At 71.0% G+C, this 14,604-nt stretch carries 16 protein-coding genes; 8 read left to right on the top strand and 8 right to left on the bottom strand.

What is annotated here, in order from left to right; all coding sequences use genetic code 11:
• Positions 1–423: 423 nt before the first annotated feature.
• Together ACFY3L_RS42325 and ACFY3L_RS42320 are read right to left on the bottom strand one after the other, a co-directional pair.
• Complete coding sequence (locus ACFY3L_RS42325) at positions 424–1,266, bottom strand: SDR family NAD(P)-dependent oxidoreductase (protein WP_389338178.1); 843 nt, start codon at positions 1,264–1,266, stop codon at positions 424–426.
• Positions 1,263–1,589 carry a nuclear transport factor 2 family protein gene (locus tag ACFY3L_RS42320; RefSeq protein WP_389338175.1) on the bottom strand — a complete coding sequence of 109 codons (327 nt, stop codon included), beginning with the start codon at positions 1,587–1,589 and terminating at the stop codon, positions 1,263–1,265. The genes ACFY3L_RS42325 and ACFY3L_RS42320 overlap by 4 nt, the downstream gene beginning before the upstream one ends.
• Before the next feature lie 47 nt (positions 1,590–1,636).
• Between ACFY3L_RS42320 and ACFY3L_RS42315 the strand changes: the two genes are divergently transcribed.
• Positions 1,637–2,461 (top strand): MerR family transcriptional regulator, encoded by an 825-nt coding sequence (locus ACFY3L_RS42315; protein WP_389338172.1) that lies wholly within the window; start codon positions 1,637–1,639, stop codon positions 2,459–2,461.
• Between the two features lie 110 nt (positions 2,462–2,571).
• Here the strand turns inward: ACFY3L_RS42315 and ACFY3L_RS42310 are convergent, their stop codons facing one another.
• From ACFY3L_RS42310 to ACFY3L_RS42300, 3 genes are all read right to left on the bottom strand, one after another.
• Positions 2,572–2,862: a hypothetical protein gene (locus ACFY3L_RS42310; protein ID WP_389338169.1), complete on the bottom strand. Its 291-nt coding sequence runs from the start codon at positions 2,860–2,862 to the stop codon at positions 2,572–2,574.
• Positions 2,863–2,987: 125 nt separating this feature from the next.
• The gene (locus ACFY3L_RS42305) at positions 2,988–4,310 is read right to left on the bottom strand and encodes a hypothetical protein (protein ID WP_389338166.1); all 1,323 of its coding nucleotides are present in this window, start codon (positions 4,308–4,310) and stop codon (positions 2,988–2,990) included.
• 194 nt (positions 4,311–4,504) lie between these two features.
• Positions 4,505–5,326 carry a S1 RNA-binding domain-containing protein gene (locus ACFY3L_RS42300; protein WP_389338163.1) on the bottom strand — a complete coding sequence of 274 codons (822 nt, stop codon included), beginning with the start codon at positions 5,324–5,326 and terminating at the stop codon, positions 4,505–4,507.
• Positions 5,327–5,508: 182 nt separating this feature from the next.
• Here ACFY3L_RS42300 and ACFY3L_RS42295 point away from each other — a divergent pair, with 182 nt between their 5' ends.
• From ACFY3L_RS42295 to ACFY3L_RS42270, 6 genes are all read left to right on the top strand, one after another.
• A complete protein-coding gene (locus ACFY3L_RS42295) occupies positions 5,509–6,348 on the top strand; it encodes a helix-turn-helix domain-containing protein (protein WP_389338160.1) in 840 nt (279 codons plus the stop codon).
• Between the two features lie 66 nt (positions 6,349–6,414).
• Positions 6,415–6,996, top strand: coding sequence for a dihydrofolate reductase family protein (locus tag ACFY3L_RS42290; protein ID WP_389338157.1), 582 nt, complete (start codon positions 6,415–6,417; stop codon positions 6,994–6,996).
• Between the two features lie 113 nt (positions 6,997–7,109).
• Positions 7,110–7,409, top strand: coding sequence for a hypothetical protein (locus ACFY3L_RS42285; RefSeq protein ID WP_389338154.1), 300 nt, complete (start codon positions 7,110–7,112; stop codon positions 7,407–7,409).
• 137 nt (positions 7,410–7,546) lie between these two features.
• A complete protein-coding gene (locus ACFY3L_RS42280) occupies positions 7,547–8,563 on the top strand; it encodes an endonuclease/exonuclease/phosphatase family protein (protein ID WP_389338151.1) in 1,017 nt (338 codons plus the stop codon).
• A 212-nt stretch (positions 8,564–8,775) separates the two neighbouring features.
• Positions 8,776–9,324 (top strand): hypothetical protein, encoded by a 549-nt coding sequence (locus ACFY3L_RS42275; RefSeq protein WP_389338148.1) that lies wholly within the window; start codon positions 8,776–8,778, stop codon positions 9,322–9,324.
• 129 nt (positions 9,325–9,453) lie between these two features.
• Positions 9,454–9,651 carry an ATP-binding protein gene (locus tag ACFY3L_RS42270; RefSeq protein ID WP_389338145.1) on the top strand — a complete coding sequence of 66 codons (198 nt, stop codon included), beginning with the start codon at positions 9,454–9,456 and terminating at the stop codon, positions 9,649–9,651.
• A 50-nt stretch (positions 9,652–9,701) separates the two neighbouring features.
• Here the strand turns inward: ACFY3L_RS42270 and ACFY3L_RS42265 are convergent, their stop codons facing one another.
• Positions 9,702–10,259 carry a dihydrofolate reductase family protein gene (locus ACFY3L_RS42265; protein WP_389338142.1) on the bottom strand — a complete coding sequence of 186 codons (558 nt, stop codon included), beginning with the start codon at positions 10,257–10,259 and terminating at the stop codon, positions 9,702–9,704.
• A 109-nt stretch (positions 10,260–10,368) separates the two neighbouring features.
• On the opposite strand from ACFY3L_RS42265, the gene ACFY3L_RS42260 reads away from it, so the two are divergent.
• Positions 10,369–13,146, top strand: coding sequence for a BTAD domain-containing putative transcriptional regulator (locus ACFY3L_RS42260; protein WP_389338139.1), 2,778 nt, complete (start codon positions 10,369–10,371; stop codon positions 13,144–13,146).
• A 258-nt stretch (positions 13,147–13,404) separates the two neighbouring features.
• On the opposite strand, the gene ACFY3L_RS42255 is transcribed toward ACFY3L_RS42260, so the two are convergent.
• Together ACFY3L_RS42255 and ACFY3L_RS42250 are read right to left on the bottom strand one after the other, a co-directional pair.
• Positions 13,405–13,650: a hypothetical protein gene (locus ACFY3L_RS42255; protein WP_389338137.1), complete on the bottom strand. Its 246-nt coding sequence runs from the start codon at positions 13,648–13,650 to the stop codon at positions 13,405–13,407.
• A gap of 232 nt (positions 13,651–13,882) precedes the next feature.
• A complete protein-coding gene (locus tag ACFY3L_RS42250; RefSeq protein ID WP_389338134.1) occupies positions 13,883–14,602 on the bottom strand; it encodes a hypothetical protein in 720 nt (239 codons plus the stop codon).
• Between the last annotated feature and the right edge of the window lie 2 nt (positions 14,603–14,604).

Here is a 14,604-nt window from a genome sequence, read left to right as displayed (position 1 = left end):
GAGCACGATAACCGAGGGTCCGCAGCTGCAGGTGACGCGTCTTCCCCACGTAGGCGGCCGCGCACGTCGGCACCGAGCACCTGCTCGCCGCGCTCGTTCGGACCGGGCCGCCGGACGTCGTAGCGGCGCTCGCCGCGCGGGGTGCGACGGCGAGGCCGTCGCACCGCTGCTCGCCGAGCTGGCCGGCGGTCCCGGTGTCGAGACACCGCCGGAGCCTGTCCTGGACCTGCGGCGCGCAGCCCGGCGCCGCGCGCCGCGCCCGGTGTCGGGACGGCGGGCGGTCGGCGGGCTGGTCGTCCTGCTCACGCTCCTGGTGATCCTCGTGGTGTGCGTCTTGGGCCCGATCTTCGGCCCGTGACGAGGGCAGGGGCAGGCGTGTGAATCTGCCTCGCTACCGCAGAGGTGTCCGCCCGAGACCCCGCCTCACGTTCCCGGCGGGAAGTCGGCGGCGCGGGAGGCGGCTTCGGACCGGGTGATGTCGGTCAGCGCCTCGCGCAGCGTCGACGTCACCGCGTCGTACGCGGCGCTGCCCAGCACCAGCCGGTGCGGCGGAGGGTCCTCGGCCATCGCGGCGATGACCGCGCGGGCGCCGCGCAGCGGGTCGCCGGGCTGCGTGCCGTCCTGGGCGATCATCGCGGATCGGACGTCTTCCAGCATCCGGCGGGAGTCCGGGATGGTCTCGGTGAGCGGCTCGTCGGCGAAGCCGGCATAGGCGCGCGTGCGGAACGCTCCGGGCTCGACCGCCAGCACGCGGATGCCCAGCGGGGCGACCTCCTCACGCAGGACCGCCGTCACCGCCTCGACCGCGTGCTTCGCGGCGCTGTAGTAGCCGAACCCGGTCACACCACGCAGGCCGGCGACCGAGGACATGTTGACGATCCAGCCGCGGCGCCGCTCCCGCATGCCGGGCAGCACCGCACGGGTCACCGAGAGCAGCGCGAAGAAGTTCAGGTCGAACGTGCGGCGTACCGCGTCCTCGGCCATGCCTTCGATCGAGCCGTACCATCCGCGCCCGGCATTGTTGACCAGCACATCGATCCCGCCCAGGCGCTGCTCGGCCTCGGCCACCGCGGCGCGGACCTGCGCCGCGTCGGTGACGTCCAGCGGCAGGACCAGTACGCGGTCGCCGTACGGCCGCGCCCATTCCCGCAGCTCCTCGGGCCGCCGCGCGGTCAGCGCCACCCGGTCACCCGTCTCGAGCGCGGCGTCGGCGTACGCCTGGCCGAACCCGCCGGGCGTCCCGCCGGTGACGAACCACGTCCTCACGGCTCGATCACCAGCCGGACGATGACGGAGCCGCGCAGGGTGAACCGGTAGTGCAGGTCGACCTCTCCGCCCGGAAAATCGCCCTCCAGATGCTGCACCACGTCGTAGCGCTCCTCACCGAGCCGGGTGCCGGAGATGAGTTCGGTGGTGTACGTGTACTCGGACGCCGCACCGGCCAGCCACGCGCGGATCTCATCCGTACCGTGATAGCCGCGGCCGTCGTCGATCACTTCAGCGTCGGGTGCATACGACGCGATCGCCCGGTCGACGTCCCGGGCGTTGTGGGCGGTCAGATATGTCGTGATTGCGGTGGGGAGGTTCATAAGCCAACCGTGGAGTCTCCCGCAGGGAGAGGGTCAAGACTGGACGCATGCGCCAAGGACTGACCATCGGAGAGTTCGCCACGCTGACCCACCTGAGCGTGCGGACGCTGCGCCGGTACCACGAGGCCGGCCTGCTCGAGCCCGCCGCCGTCGACCCGTTCACCGGTTACCGCTACTACGCCGCCGAGCAGATCCCGTCCGCGCAGGTCATCCACCGGTTGCGCGAGCTCGACGTACCACTCGCCGATGTGAGATCCATCCTCGCCGCCGACGACCCGCAACGGCGCGCGGACCTCATCGCCGAACACCTGCGCCGGCTGGAGGAGGAACTCGACCGGACCCGGGCCGCCGTCGTGTCGCTGCGCCGGCTGCTGCGCCCCGATCCGGAGGACCTCCAGGTCGAGCTGCGCTCCGTGCCAGCCCGCACCGTCGCCGCCGTCCGCGGCCACGTCACGCTGGAGGACTCGACCAGCTGGTACGACGCCGCGATGGCCGAGCTCGACGCCGCTTTCGGCCCGGCCGAGCGCACCGGCCCACCCGGCGGCCGCTACGCCAACGAGCTGTTCACCGCCGGCTCCGGGGCGATGACGGTGTACCGCCCGGTCCGTGAACCCCGCGCGAGCGGCCGAATCGAGGTCATCGAACTGCCACCGGTCGACGTGGCCATAGCCGTCCACTCCGGCCGGCACGACGACATCGACGTGACGTACGCCCGACTGGGATCCTGGGTGGTCGAACACGCCTTGGCCGTCGACGGCCCGGTCGACGAGACCTACGTGGTCGGCCCCCGCGACACCCCGGCACCCGGCGACTGGCGCACCGAAATCGGCTGGCCGGTGTTCCGCCTCACCCCAGGGGACTCAGATCGCTGAGGCGCACTGCGGTCGCGACTTGCTCGCTGTTCGTCGTGCCGCTCCCGGCCTGACCTGGACGGACGCGGTGATCGACTACAGTCGGCCCGTGCCGAGCGACGAGTTGCTGCTCACCGTTCCCGATCCGGCCACACCAAGACATCTGCGGCCTCGGCGAGGTGCTTGATGTGGGCCGCGCGCTGCTGCAGCAGCCGTCGCAGGTACGGCGCGAGCAGCACACGGGTCACCAGAAACCCGACCGGACCCAACGGCGCACTGACCGTCATGCGGTCGGTCATCCGCGTCCGGCCGCCACCGAGGTCGTCGAAGACGGGTTCGTGGCGAAGCGCCCTGAACGGGCCGCGGACCTGCTCGTCAGTGAAGTGGCGCGGCGGCTCGTACGCGGTGATGCGGCTGGTCATGCGCCACACGCGACCGAAGTGCCGCGCCCGCAAGGTGACCTCGTCTCCGAGCGCGACTCTTCGCCGTCCGGTGCTCGTGGTGGCTGTCTCCCCGCTCGTCGCCTGGGAGGGCGCGAGACCTGCGGCTACTTCGCGCGGGCGCGGATCTGCGCGGCGCAGCCCTCGGCGACGGGCGCCCAGTCGGTGCCGAGCACGTTCAGCGATGCCGCTTCCGGGTCCGATCCCTGGCGGACGACGGAGCCGAAGAACGCCAGCATCTTGTCCTCGCCGAACCGTTGCGCCAGGCAGGTCACGGTGAGCAGGGCCAAGCCGTACCGGGCGCGCTGGTCGTCGTCGGACGCACCCGCCGGCATCGCTCCGAGCGTGACCGAGCCGTCCCAGCGCCCGGCGCGCAGGTAGCGGCGCACCGACGGCAGCCGGTCCCGGGTCCACGAGCCGTCCCGGTCCGCGACGTACTCCGCCAACCCCTCCGTCAGCCACCACAGCCGCCGCGGACCGGGCTCGTCGCCGACGCTCACGACGTGCGCGAACTCGTGCGCCAGCAGGTTGACCAGCCCGTCCGTGCCTGCCTGCTCGGCTTTGACCGCGACCCCGTAGGACCCGACCGCGTAACCGTCGAAGCTGTCGCTCTGGCCGTTCCACCAGGTACTCCACTGCTCCGGCCCGGCGACGTAGACGACGTAGCGCTTCGGCGGCGGCCCCCAGCGGGCGAACCTGTCGGCGATGTCGGCGGCCCGGTCGGCGGCCGCGAGGAACCGGTCGAGCTGCCCGGCGAGCACGGCCGGCCCGGCCACGATGACCCGCCGCCCCTCGACGGCCTGCAACGCCGTCATGTCCCACGGCAGCACGGTCCGCTGGAACGAGGTCGCGACGGCCCGGCTGTCCCGGATCGTCCACGTACTCGGCAGCAGCAGCTCGACGGGCACGCAACCGGGGTCGCCGAGGCAGTACCCGATCTTCACCGTGACGGTCAACCGGTCGCCGATGTCCGGCGGCATGTCCGCCACCTGCGCCGTCCACCGCGCCACCCGCAGCGCCCGCAGCGAGTGAAACCGTTGCGTGAACTCGTCGTACAACCTGACGTCGACGGATGCCAGGTAACCGTCCAGGTCCCCGGCGAGCAGCGCCTGCCCCTGCGCGGCGAGCCCCGCGTTGATGAGGTCAGCCTTCACGTCAGGGAGGCTCCTCAACTGTGTGGGCGAGGCTGAGGCGGCCCGGGTCGCGGCGATGGTCTCGGGCTTCGCGTCGAGCCCGACCGCCAGGAACACCGCCGCGGCGAGGACGGCTACGGCGGCCGCGGCCACCAGCACCGGCCACCGCCGCGCAGGCGGTCCCGGCTCCGGCGGTGCGGGCGGCCTCACGGGGGATGTGGTGAACGGCAGCGGCACGCCGTACCCACCCGCCCGGACGGACTCGACGGGCCGCGGCTCGTCGTCCTCGATCTTCACGCGCGCAACGTACTGGATCTCCGTACCGCCCGCTACCAGCGCAGTGTCGTACCGTCGCTGTCGTGTAAGAAAGTCGCGCTCCAGTTCGTCGACCCTATTGATCATTTTTGGGTCCACGTTGAGCATCGGACAGCGGATGCAGGCTTCTCTGAACTGATCTGCTCGGTCGACGAACGACACCTCGGGAGAGCGGATCAGCGGCGGCAAGACAGAGCGAGCCGGCGCCGGGACAGGTCGATTTCGGTGATGGTGACGGTGACCTTGTCGCCGATCCGGACTGCTTGGTCTGGCGTCTCGATGGGCGTGGTGGAGAGTTCGTTGAGGTGGACCAGCCCTTCGATGCCGTCCGTAACGCGGACGAATGCTCCGAAGGGCACCAGTTTGGTGACCGAGCCATGCAGGATCTGCCCCACCTGAAAGGTGCGAGCGAAGTCCACGAAAGGATCAGGCTGGGTGGCGCGAAGCGACAGACGGGCCTCACCATTGGTGGTGTCGAAGGCGAGGACTTCGCAGGTGACATGCTGTCCTGTGGAGACGATCCCGGACGGGTCCTCGAAACTGCTCCAGGACAGCTCGGGCATGGTGATGAATCCGACCCCGATGAAGGTGGGGTGTTTCGGCCCGTCGTCCAGATCCACGAAGACGCCGAACCTCTCGACGGCCGCCACGGTGCCCGACAGGCGCTGTCCCCGGTGAAGAGCCTTGAGGAAGGCCCAAAGCTGCGGATTCTCGGTCGCTGACCGTGAAAGCAGGACCCGCCGCCTCAGGTGATCGACAGTGATGACTTCGGCGGAGACCCGGTCGCCGATCTGAAGGATCTCACCGGGCGATCGTTGGAAGGATCGCCAGGAGTAGTCCAGGCAGCCGATGAAGCCGACCGGGTCGTCGGCGAAGCCACCGAGCAGCACCGCTGCTCCTGGCGGCGCAACTTCCGCGACGGTTCCCGTCAGGGTGTCACCGATGCTCACGGTCGCCATGAACGCCGTAAGGGCTTGGCCGTCTTCCATCGTCTTCATGATTCCAAGGCGCTCGCAGGGTGTTCAAACAGGCGGCCTTGTGGTGGTAGTCGCGCCGGTCACCGGGTGTGGTCGTCGCCAGGGGCATACCGGCTCCAGGGGCTGCCTGCGCAATGCTGGCGGCAGCGCGGCTGGACCAGCCCGGCGCGCGATGCCGGCGGGGCGTCGGCGATGCTGTGCACATGGAGTACGTGTCCAGAGTGCCGCGACCGCCGCTGGACGGGCTGATCGATGACCTTTACTACCTGGAGGGTGCGCCGCCGTACGGCCGGCTGACGCTGCCGCCGATGCCGGCGGCGCTGCTCATCGTCAACCTCGGGGCGCCGTTCCGCATCCGCGCCGGCACTGGCACCGAGACGGCCGAGTACGCCGACGGCTGCGTCATCACCACGCCCACCCGCGCGTTGGAGTTCGGCTACCCAGTCCGGACCCGGTCCGTCGGCGTGCACGTCAAGCCGTGGGGGCTGGCGCCGTTCCTGCCGATGCCCGCGGCCGAGCTGTGTGACCGGCCGGTGACGGTAGAGCAGGTTTGGGGCCGGCCCGCCGTTGCTGAACTGCGAGACCGGCTGGCCACGGCGGACGGACCGCACGAGATGCTGACGCTGCTCGAGGAGGAGCTGATGCGACGGCTGTGCGAGACCGCCGGCGTGGGGCTGGTCCGCCATACGAGCAGCGTCATCGCAGCGACCAGCGGGGCGGTGGCGATCGGCGACCTGAGCGTGGCAGCCGGCGTCAGCAGCACTCATCTGGTACAGCGGTTCAAGGAGCACATCGGCGTCACGCCGAAGCGGCTGGCCCGCACCTACCGCTTCGCCGCCACCGTGTTCGCGATCGACCCCGCCGGACCGATCGACTGGGGCGACCTCGCCGGTGGCGCAGGCTACTTCGACCAGGCCCACTTCGGCCACGAGTTCCGGGCGTTCACCGGGTTCACGCCGACCCGGTACGTCGAAGTCCGGCGGCGGTTCCTGCGCGAACATCCCGGCCACGTGATGGACGGCTGGCCGCTGCCGGCCGATTGATTTCTTACAAGAGCGCCAGCTCACGACGCGATAATTTGGGGGCACCCGAATGCAGAGGAGAGCCCCGTGGGCAAGGTGGTCGTGTACAGCTCGGTGTCGGTGGACGGCTTCGTCGCGGACGAGCATGACCAGCCCGGACCGCTGTTCGACTGGTTGTCCAGCGGCGACGTCCCGTTGGACGAGAGCGGCGCGCTGAAGGTGTCGCAGACGTCCTACGACTACACCCGGCCGTACTGGGACCAGATCGGGGTGACAGTCGTCGGCCGCCACGTCTTCGACATGACGGACGGCTGGGACGGGAAGCCGCCGGGCGGGATCGACCACGTGGTCGTCGTGACGCACCGGCCGGCGCCCGAGGGCTGGGACCCCGAGGCGCCGTTCCACTTCGTCGACGGCGTCGAGGCAGCCGTGGCCAAGGCGCAGGAGCTTGCGGGTGACCGCATGGTCGAGGTCGCCGCCGGCGACGTCGGTGGCCAGGTGCTTGCCGCGGGTCTGGTCGACGAGGTGCGCATGGACGTCGTACCCGTGGTGTTCGGGTCCGGCAAGCGCTACTTCGGGTCGGTCGACGCGCAGCACCTGTTGGAGGATCCTGACGTGGTGATTCAGGGCAACCGGGTGCTTCACCTGCGCTTTCGGGTGCGCCGTTGACCGACCTCGTTGGCGGTGCGCTGAGCACTTCCGTGAGGTCTTCACCAAGCCGTAGCGTCCCTCTTCGGCCAGCTGCGGGACCGTCGGTCGGGCAAGCACGCGAAGATGGTTGCGTGAAGGCGATCTACCCAGACAACGGCGATGGCGACCCGGAGGCCGTGCCCGGCGTGTGCCCCGAACCCCCAGGCGCTGCCGGCGTCAGGTCACTCACGCTTGAAGTCGACGGAGAGCTGTTCGCCCTCAGTCCGAACGAGTTCGGAGGTACTGACTACGCGTGGCTGAGCGGGCCGAACCCCGGCTACGGATTCGGCGTGAGTCCGACCCTGAACCTGTCGCTCGACGAGCACATCGAGAACATCCGCGGCTTCCTGGCCCAGGTTGACCCCGCCACGGGGTACATCGAGGACGACTGAGCCAGAGAACCGCTCGACGTCGCAGTCCACTGCGCGGAGCTCGCAACCACGGCACGTCCTCAGGCCGGCATGCGTGGACAGCCACAACACTGGCGACTCATCGGGGCCGACTTGCCCGTTCCTCTACCCTTGGCGGGATGATCAGTACCGAGGGATCCCTGCCGCGCGCGTCGCCTGCTGCGACCCTTCGGCGGCGTCGGTGGCTGACCGTGCTGCTGTGGCTGCTCATCGCGCCGTTCGCGGTATGGGCGGCGGCGCGGGTGTTCGGTCTGGAGAGCGGCTACCCGACCATCCAGCTCATCGCCTTCACCCCCTACATCGCGGTGGTCTCGCTGGTGCCGCTGGCGCTCGCGGTGCTGACGAAGCGGATCTGGCCGGCGGTCGCGGCGGCGGCTGTGGTGGTCGCATTCGCCGCGTGCGTCCTACCGCGCTGGATCGCCGACACCGACGCCGGGGTTCCGGCAGGGCCGACGCTGCGGGTGATGACCGTCAACATGCTCTACGGCCAGGCCGACCCCGACCAGATCGTGCGCCTCGTCCGCGACGGCGCCGTCGACCTGCTCGCCGTCCAGGAATACACCGCGGAGGGGCGTGCCGCACTGCGTGCGGCCGGGCTGGAGGAGACACTGCCGGACGCGGTCACCTATCCGCGGGCCGACGCGGGCGGCTCGGCCGTCTACAGCCGCTTCCCGCTCGCGGACAAGGGATACCGGCAGCTCGCCGGCGGTTTCATGCAGGCGCACGCCAGCGTGCAGGTGCCGGACGCCCCGGAGGTGTACGTCGAGTCGGCGCACCCGTGCGCCCCGATGGGCCGCACGACGGACGCCTGCTGGCTGGCCGATCTCGCGGCGCAGCCGGCGGCGACCCCAAGCGGGCCGGTCAACCTGCTCATGGGCGACTTCAACTCGACCCTCGACCACAAGGCGTTCCGCCGGGTGGTGGCGAAGGGGTACCACGACGCCGCCGACCTCGCCGGTGCCGGGCTCTCCACGTCGTGGCCCTACGACAACCGGTGGTACTTCCCGAGCGTGACGCTCGACCACATCCTCGCCGACAAGCGCGTCGGAGTGCGGAAGGTCGTGATCCATCGCATCGCGGGGAGCGACCACCGGGCCGTGTTCGCCGAACTGGCGCTCCCGAAGGCCGGCGGCTGACCCGCCCGGAAGATCCCTGACGGTCGGCCGGTGCTTGTCAATGCGGAAGCCGTCGCGACGTACCTGCCGCGCGATCACGCCTACTGGGCCGCGCGCCTTGCTGATGTCCGGCCTGTGCTGAGTTTGTGGAGATTCGCCGGTCCGGGTCGACGGCAGATGCGAATCGGTCGACCATGTCCATGGTGAAGAGCACTCGGAGCATTCCGGCCACCATGGCGCTCGTGGCCGGCGCCGTCATGCTGGCGTTCGACCTTGCCGTGCAGTTCCAAGCGCACGTCGGGTCGTGGCATCTGGTTGCGCTCGCGCCGCTGGAGCCGCCGTCCCGCGCAGCGCTGCTCTTCGCCGCCGGGCTGGTGCTGCTGGCAGCGGCGAGTTGGCGGGTGTCGGACAAGAAGGTCGTGGCGCGCGTGCTGACCGTGTTCGCCGGGGTGCTCGCGCCGCTCGCCGTCATCGTGGCCGCGGCCGCCAACGTCGTCGAGACAGGCAAACACGAACGTTCCCCGGCCCATCGAGCAGCGGTCTCGCCGGACGGACAGCACGCGCTGTACGCCCGGTCCGTGCACAGCCTGGGCTACGACGACATGTGCTACCGGTTGCGTACCACCGGTTGGCTGGTGCGCGAGAGTCGGGTCGATGTGGCCTGCGTCAACGGCATACCGGTCGAATTCGCCGACGACAGCCATCTGCGGGTAGGTACCAGGACGATCGCCTTCTCCGGTGTCGCAACGGCCGAGACCGTCTACCTGCCGAACTCGGACTAACGAACTGGCGTCCGGCGTCCCGGTGCCGGCCAAGATGTAGAGAGCGGCGAAGGTCGCGGCCGCGTTCGACTCGTCTGGAATGTCGCCTCCCCAGACGGCGAGGTCGTACGTCATGGGCAGTGAGCATGCATGGGCAAGGACGAGCCTGACCAGCAACACCCTGACGGGCACGGCTTCCGACTGCGCGCCAAACCAATGCTCTGCATCGACGAACTCGGTTACATCGAAGTCGACAAACGCGGCGCGGAACTGTTGTTCCAGGTGCTCACGGAACGGGAGGAGAACGCCTCCGTCGCGATCGCGTCCAACGAGGCGTTCTCCGGCTGAACCAAGACCTTCACTGACCCCCGCCTCTGCGCCGCGATCGTCGACCGAGCTCAGCGTCGGATGCGGTAGCGGATATGGGTTGCCTCCGGCGTGTCGATCACCCGGACGATCTCCAGCTCGACGAGCGACGGCAATACGTCGAACAGCCGGCGGCCGTGACCGAGCAGCACCGGGATCAGATGGATCTGCACCTCGTCCAGCACTCCGGCCTCGATCGCCCGCTGGCCGGTGTACGCACCGCGCACCTGTACGTCCCGGTCCCCGGCGACGGCCTTCGCCTGCGCCATCGCGCTTTCGATCCCGTCGGTCACGTACGTCACCAGGGGGTAGCCCCAGCGGGCGGCCGGGCCGGGCGGGCGGTGGCTGGGCACGATGATCGGAAGGCCGGCATGACTACCGCCCCAGTGATCCATCAGCTCGGCGGTCCGCCGTCCCGCGAGGACCGCACCGGCCGCGCTCCACTCGTCCCGGAACTGCTTGACCGACGGCTCTCCGTCCACATCGGCCCACTTGTGCAGCCGCTCCCCGTCGTCACCCCCGAGGAAGTCGTCGGGATCGGCGATGTAGCCGTCAAGGGACACCGACATGTCGAGCACGGAAATGGACACCTGGCCTCCTCGGTGAGCTGCGAGCGGATCATCGCTAGTTTGGACGGATGGGCGTGACAGTGTTCTGTCAGATCGGTGAAACTGCACCGGTGATGGCGAGGCGATCCGTGTGCTGACCGTCGACCTGCTGGGTCCGTTGCGGGTATCGGTCGGCGCGCGGCAGGTCGAGCTGCCGGCCGGGCGGTTGCGCGCGGTGCTGGCGGTGCTGGCGATGTCGGCGGGTCGTACCGTGCCGCTGGAGCGGTTGTCGGCCGCGGTGTGGGGCACTGGTCCCGGTGGTGACCAGCGGGCCAACGTCCGCACGAGCATCAAGCGGTTGCGCCGGGCCGTCGGCACCGCGGGTGAGCAGCTGGTCGCGGCCCGTCCGGGTGGCTACGTGCTGGCCGTGGAACCGGACCGGGTGGATGCGCTGCGGTTCGGCCGCCTGCTCGACGAGGCCGCGGCGGCGCCGGACCCGGCAAGGGAAGGGTCCCGGCTGGCCGCCGCCCTGGCGCTGTGGCGCGGCGTCCCGTTCGACGGGATCCGGTCGGACTGGCTGGAGCGGTCCGTGGCCCCGGCTCTGCGGGAGCGGTACCTGACCGCGTTCGAGCGGCGGGTCGACCTGGACCTGGCGGACGGATCGCGCCCGGACGCGTCGGAGGCGGCCGAGTTGGCCGAGCGGCATCCGTTGCGGGAGTCGCTGTGGGTGCGGCTGCTGCGGATCCTGGAGGCGGCCGGCCGCCCCGCCGAGGCGTTGGAGTTGTACGAGACGATCCGACGCCGGCTCGCCGACGAACTCGGCGCCGACCCGAGTCCGGAGCTCCGGCAGGTGCACGTGGACCTGTTGGCGCACGGCGCGCGGACCGTGCCGGGCGGGCGTACGGTGCCCAGGCAGCTGCCGGCCGCCGTCGAGGGCTTCGCCGGGCGGGAGGCGGAGCTGGCGGCACTGGACGCATTGCTCGGCGCGCCGGACGGCAGGGCGTCGGGGTCCCCGCGGGTCGCGGTGATCGCCGGTACGGCCGGTGTCGGGAAGACCACGCTCGCCGTGCACTGGGCGCACCGGGTCGCCGACCGGTTTCCGGACGGTCAGCTCTATGCCGGGCTGCGGGGATACGACCCGTCGGGGGAGGCGGTGGCACCGGAAGCGGCGATCGTCGAGTTTCTCGTCGCGCTGCAGGTACCGCCGCACCGAATCCCGGCCGGCGCGGCCGCTCAGGCCGGGCTCTACCGCAGCCTGCTGGCCGGGCGGCGGATGCTGGTGCTGCTGGACAACGCCCGCGACGCCGATCAGGTCGCCCCGTTGCTGCCCGCGGCGCCCGGTTGCCTGGTGGTGGTGACCAGCCGGGACCACCTCGCCAGCCTGATCATGACCTACGCAGCGCGTCCGCTCGCCCTCGACCTGCTCCCGGCGGATGAGGCCAGGCGGTTGCTGGTGAACCGCCTCGGCCCGGATCGGATCGCCGCCGAGCCCGCCGCCACCAACGAGATTGTCCGCCGCTGCGCCGGGCTGCCGCTGGCATTGGCGATCGTCGCGGCCCGCGCCGCGATCCGTGCCACCCATCCGCTCGGTACGCTCGCCGATGAGCTCCGCGACGCCCTCGGTGCGCTGGACCGCGCCGTCGATGTGCGGGCGATCTTCTCGTGGTCCTACCAGACGCTCGATGACCCGGCGGCGCGCGTGTTCCGGCTGGTCGCCGGCCTCCATCCCGGCTCCGGGAGCACAGTCGCCGCGGCCGCGAGCCTGGCCGGCGTCCCCGAATCGCATGTACGGGCACCGCTGGCCGAGCTGACCCGCGCCACCCTGCTCACCGAGGTGGCCCCCGGACGTTACACGTGCCACGACCTGCTGCGCTCCTACGCCGCCGAGCTGTGCGAGACGCACGACGCGGACCGGACAGCCGCGCGGCGCCGCATCGTGGACCACTACGCTCAGACCGCGTACGCCGCCACGGTGCTCCTGCACGGGCACATCGACGCGGCCGTCCCCGACCCGCCCGCTGCGGGCGTCTGCGTCACCGCCTTCACCGGACCCGACGATGCGCTGGTCTGGTTCGCGGCCGAGCGTCCCGCCCTGCACGCCGCCCTGACTCTCGCCGCCGACCTCGGCCTCGACCGGCACGCCTGCCACCTGGCGCGGGCGTTGTTCGACATCCTGCACCGGCTGGGTCGCTGGCACGACCGGCCCGGCACCCAGCAGGCCGCCGTGGCCGCCGCGCGCCGGCTGAGCGATCCGCTGGAGGAGGCCCGCGCGTACCGAAACCTGGCCGTCACGCTGGCCGACCTGGGCCGCTTCGACGACGCTCACCGCAACCTCGACACGGCCCTGGACCGATCCCGGGACGAGCCGGCCGGTCAGGCGTGGACGCACTACCACCGCGACCTCGTATACGCCATCCAGGGCCGGCAGGCCGATGCGCTCGCCGCCGCCCGGCGCGCCCACGACCTGTTCGAGCGGCTCGGTGACGACGTCGGCCGAGCCATCGCGCTCACCAACTGCGGCTGGCACCAGGGCCGGCTGGGCGACCACGACCGGGCCGTCGACCTGTTGGAGCGGGCCCTCGTCCTGCACCAGAAGCTCGGCAACCGTGGCCACGAGGCTCACACGTTGTCCTGCCTCGCCGACACCCGACTGCAGTCGGGCGACCCCGGCCGCGCCGCCGACTACTACCGGCAGTCCCTCGACCTGTTCCGGGAGCTCGGCGACCGGTACGCCGAGGCGAGCCTGCTGGCCCACCTCGGCGCCTGCCACCACCTCGCTGGGGACCTCGCGACCGCCCGCGAGCAGTGGCGTCAGGCCGACACGCTCCTCGACGACCTCGACCCGGACACCGCTGACCAGATCCACACCCAGCTGTCACTCACCGACAGGTCCGTCGCCGACGCCTTCCGCCGGAGCCGGCGCCGCTGACCAGAGCCAGCAAGTGCCGGCTTCGTCCGTCATGGCCACCCGACCCGTGGCAGGCCACATGAACCGAAGATGCTGAAACGCCAGACGTTCGGCCGCTGCGGGCAAGGAGGTGCTCCGCCACAACTTCAGAGGGAGTGTCATCACGCTCATCGGCAGGACGGGAAACCTTGGCCTCGCCGTGCTGGTCACCCGCTGTGACGTGCACGGCCGGCCGCCGCACACCAACGGCGGCATGAGCGGATGGCGTTCAGGACATCCTCAGTGCTCCCGATGGGAGTCGCGGGTCGCCCACCACACCACCGGTGCCGCGATGGTCAGTACGACTGCGCCGCAACAGGCGCCGAGGGAGATGGGGTTGAGCATGCTGATCGCGCCGTCGTAATCTTCGTCGGCCGTCCAGAAGATCCCGATGCCGCACAAGATCATCGCGCCGACGAGAGATCCGAGGGGCGGGGCCCACTGCCACGACCGGTGGTCGCGCGGCGGCCGCGACGGATCTTGCATGCGCCCACGGTACACACAATCGCCATGTATGCGCTCATCGGCACGAGTACGCACGGAGGCCAAACGGCGTTGCTTACGAAGCGTGACGGTCATCAGTCGCCAATCGCGCGACCGGCGGCATAGAGGGCGTTGGCCGCCCAGGAGCGGTCTTGGTGTGAAGGGTCGTACGAGGGAGGCGCACCGGGCATACATGCGAGATTGTCGTGGCCGGATGCCGGTCCGAGGGCCGGGGCTACAGGTGGAAGGTCTTTGAGCGATCGAGCACCAGGCGACGTTCGGCGGCCTCGGCGGCAGCCACCACCCTGCGGTTGCGGGCGTGGACCGCGCGCAGCCGGAGCGACCCGGGTGGGGCCTGGCTCACCACGGCAACGGGCAGCGCGACCAGCGCCGTGAGGACGAACGACCACAGTGCGATCGGCGGCGGGTCGAACACCGCCCGCAGCGCGAGGCCGAGCATCGGCAGGAGCACGAGCCCGACGCCCAGCACCGTCGCCGGCAGCGTGAACGGCCACGCCACCCGCCGCACCCGGCGCAGCCGCCGGCGGTGGTCCACCGGTGCGGGCTCCCAGACCGCGATGCCGTAGGACCGCAGGAACGCCGGGCCCACCACGCGGTCGGTCGCTGCGCCGCCGCCGGGCCAGCCGGTTGACCGGTACGGCGCGACCTCCGCCGTGGCCGGCCGCCGCCGGCCACGGGCCTTCGCAGCGCGGCGGTGGTCGGCGAACACCGCGACCTCGGCCAACCACGCTTTCCGGCTCGCGGTGAGCGCCTCCAACGCGGGAACGAGCCGCGCGGGATCCTCCAGCGGACCGAACCACTCCCGCAGGTAAGCGAGCGTGGCGGTGTACCCGTACGGAGCGTAGCTCGACACGCACCGCCGCAGCGCCCGGATCCGGTCCGCCGGCGGCCGCGCGGGGTCGCGCGCGATCCTGGCGTTCCGTTCGAAGCCCACCG

Source organism: Dactylosporangium sp. NPDC000521, from assembly GCF_042898305.1.
Taxonomy (GTDB): Bacteria; Actinomycetota; Actinomycetes; order Mycobacteriales; family Micromonosporaceae; genus Dactylosporangium.
The sequence above is the reverse complement of the archived record's forward strand: the minus strand, read 5'-3'. Positions and strand labels throughout refer to the sequence as shown.